The sequence below is a fragment of the Streptomyces sp. PH10-H1 genome, from assembly GCF_030063355.1.
Classification (GTDB): domain Bacteria; phylum Actinomycetota; class Actinomycetes; order Streptomycetales; family Streptomycetaceae; genus Actinacidiphila.
In genome coordinates, this window is sequence record NZ_JASISZ010000068.1 from 1 (window position 1) to 2935 (window position 2935).

4 protein-coding genes are annotated in these 2935 nt (G+C 64.2%); 1 reads left to right on the forward strand and 3 read right to left on the reverse strand.

All coding sequences use genetic code 11. The features are described 5' to 3' along the window. On the forward strand, positions 1-275 hold a 275-nt coding region (locus QMK24_RS31295; RefSeq protein ID WP_283470217.1), incomplete at its 5' end, for a hypothetical protein. A gap of 727 nt (positions 276-1002) precedes the next feature. Here QMK24_RS31295 and QMK24_RS31300 read toward each other — a convergent pair. The 3 genes from QMK24_RS31300 to QMK24_RS31310 form a co-directional block, all read right to left on the reverse strand. Further along, positions 1003-1410 carry a hypothetical protein gene (locus QMK24_RS31300; RefSeq protein ID WP_283470218.1) on the reverse strand — a complete coding sequence of 136 codons (408 nt, stop codon included), beginning with the start codon at positions 1408-1410 and terminating at the stop codon, positions 1003-1005. Positions 1411-1477: 67 nt separating this feature from the next. Continuing rightward, positions 1478-1855, reverse strand: a complete 378-nt coding sequence (locus QMK24_RS31305) for a DUF3846 domain-containing protein (protein WP_283470219.1) — start codon at positions 1853-1855, stop codon at positions 1478-1480. 646 nt (positions 1856-2501) lie between these two features. Beyond that, positions 2502-2747: a hypothetical protein gene (locus QMK24_RS31310; RefSeq protein ID WP_283470220.1), complete on the reverse strand. Its 246-nt coding sequence runs from the start codon at positions 2745-2747 to the stop codon at positions 2502-2504. Positions 2748-2935: the final 188 nt, after the last annotated feature.

Genomic DNA, 2935 nt, shown 5'->3' on the forward strand with positions numbered 1-2935 from the left:
GCGTCTATTCTGCGCCGAGGCGCAGAATAGCAAAGCGGAATTCCGCTAAAGCGGAATTGCTTTCCCGTGCCGCCTGTATTTCGTTGCGGCTGCTTTTTCTTTTCAATCCGCTTCGCGGATTGAGTGCGGGATCAAATCGCCGGGCGAATGGATCGCCCGGCGATTTGCTTTCTTCGATTTCCGTTTCAGAATCCGGGGAATTCGAGTTGTGTTGCGGCCGGTTGAATTTGGCTTACGAGGCCGTTTCCATAACAGGCATTCCAGCGCCCGTCTGAGATTTTGGCGCGGTGCGCAAGTTGCATGACAACCGGGTCGCTGCCATCGGAGGGGAGCAGGGTCCTGCACCGGCTGGTGTAGGGGCTGCCGATGGCGCCGGGGATCTGGGCGGAGGACACGATGCCGGTGAGCTGGCGGCCGGTGGTCGGGTGGGTCCATGCGACCCACCCGCCGGGCGCGTAGTCCTTGGTGGGCCTGGTGGGGGTCGTGGGGGGTGTGTTGTGTCGCTTCGTGCCGTCGGTGGGGAGGGCGGATGTGCTGGGCATGGCGCTGTTCCTACGGGGCGGAAGTGCCGGCCTGGGGGTCGGTTGCTTAGTGGTCTGGGGGGCCGTCGCCGTAATTGGCTAGGCTGAATTCCATGTCGCCCCATTTGCATTCGACGCAATAGGCCCATTGGCGGACGGTGGTCCGCACATCGGGGGCGCCGCACTTTGGGCATCGGAGGTTCTTTGTCCACTCCGCAAGTCCGTTTTTTGCGGCAAAGCATTCCGCGCCAGAAAGGCGGAATTCCTGTTGGAGTTCGGGTTCGTAAACGAACCACGGTCGACTGTCGAATTTATGGCGCGGCGCATAGGTTGCTAGAGCGTATGTGCGCGTTTCTCGGATTTCGCATCCGTTATCTCGGGCATTCAGCAGGCGGCGTGTTTGAGTGAGCATCGACGCTTTTCCCGTTGCGTAGGGGCTGGGGCCCCCGGCGGTGCCGGGGGCCCCTTGGCTGAGGACTCGTCAGGCGATGGCTTGATGGGAGAGTTCGACGCAGAGGGATTCGGCTACCAGGCTGATTTGGTCGTAGAGGGCGCACAGAGTGGCGCTGCTCATGAGTGCGGAATTCCATTCGTCGGCGCTGGGGCCGGTGAAGAAGACGATTCCACGCGTTTTGATTTCGACGCCGAGCAGGGCGGCCAATGCGTTAGCGAGGTGGTTCGGCTGGTCGGTTGCGCAGATTCCGTTGGTCGCGAAGTGAACGGTGATCTGTGCAGTGAGTTCGACAGATTCCACCGAGTCCTTTACCACGCTTTCAATGACCATGCGGGCGCGCATTGTTTCGTCGGGCTTTCCGATGAAATCGATTGTGGTTCCGTCCTCGTCCAGCGCGAGCATGTGACCTTGGGGCGTGCTGTTGGAAAAGAACATGGGATTCCCTTTCAAGGGGTGATGTGGGGTGTCTGGTGTGGGCTGCCACTGCCCGGGGGCGGGGTGTTCAGATCTGGAGGAGGCGTTCCATTGCGTCCATCCACTTTTCGAGAACGGCTTTACCCTGTTCCTCGGTCAAGCCCAATGTGTTGCCGACCGGGTCAGTCCCGCCGGTGATTACGGTTGTGCCGTGATAGAGCTGGTGAACGGGCCGGAATGCCCTTACGAGCATCGTGGCCGGGAGGCTGGCCTCTTGGGTGTACATGCCCTCGCCGTCGAACCACGCGGTGAGTGTGGAGGTGAGGGGAACCGCCTCGACGTTCTGGCACCCGATGGCCTCATAGAGCGCGGGCAGGTGGGTGCTGGAGGTGGTGTCCCACTTGATCGCACGGACGTGCGCGGTGGGGGTGATGACGATTGCGTGCCACTCGTGCTCTGCGGTCATGGTTGTCCCCTTGGGGTTGGGTTTGGTGTCTGGTTGTTGGTGGGCTGCCACTGCCTGCCAACAAGGAAACAGTATCTGACTTGAGTCACTTTGATCAAGCGAAACGCGCTCTCATGCGAGATGTTTTTGGCACCTGTAGGCCAGTAGGCCAGCACAACAGCGTGCCGCGATATCCCCTGGTCAGGGCCGTGTTTTTGGGGTGGCTTGCTGGCCTACAGGGTGTAGGCCAGGAACGGCCTGGAGGGGGGCACTGAGCGCGCGCAGCGCGCGGGCCGTCCCTGCGGGTGTCGGCCGCGCAGCGGGCGGCGTGCGGGCGCGCAGCGTCTGCACTTCCCTCGGTGGTGCGCAGCACCACCGTTCCCGCTTCTCGGGGAGTGGTTGAACCTCAGCCCCCACGGCGGGTGTCGGCGCGGAGCGCCGGGCATCGCTCTTCGCCCTGTAGGGGCGACGCGGCCAGCCTCCGGAGGAGGGCGCGCGCCAGGGTCTGCACCGTCACCGGCCGCCGGGCTGCGCATGTCGGCCTTGCTGCGCCGGGGCAGAGGGCCCGTCAGGGCACGGGCTTTCAGCGGCTGCGCCGCTCCGCCCCCTGAGGGCTTGTGCGCCCGCCTGACGCCTTGCTGCGCCCCGGGAAAGGCCTGCGCCCCTGTCAGTCGGTCAGGGGGTAGTCGTCCTGGCTGGGGAGGGCGGCATACCAGGTCCACTCACAGCCGCCGATGGGGTAGCGGCCGTGGCGGTCGGGTACGCAGATGGTCGCGGCGACTTCGGGCGCCTCAGAGTCCACGTACTGCCACCGGACGTGAACCACGATGGCCTGCGGGTCGCTGTCGGTGACGGGGCCGCCCTCGATGACGTGGATGTTGTCGGACTGGTGGCCGTCGACACGCGCTCTCATGCGAGATGTTTTCGGCACCTGTAGGCCAGTAGGCCAGCGGGAATCACGTTGAGGAAAACACCTGGTCAGGGCCGTGTTTTTGGGGTGGCTTGCTGGCCTACAGGGTGTAGGCCAGGAACGGCCTGGAGGGGGGCACTGAGCGCGCGCAGCGCGCGGGCCGTCCCTGCGGGTGTCGGCCGCGCAGCGGG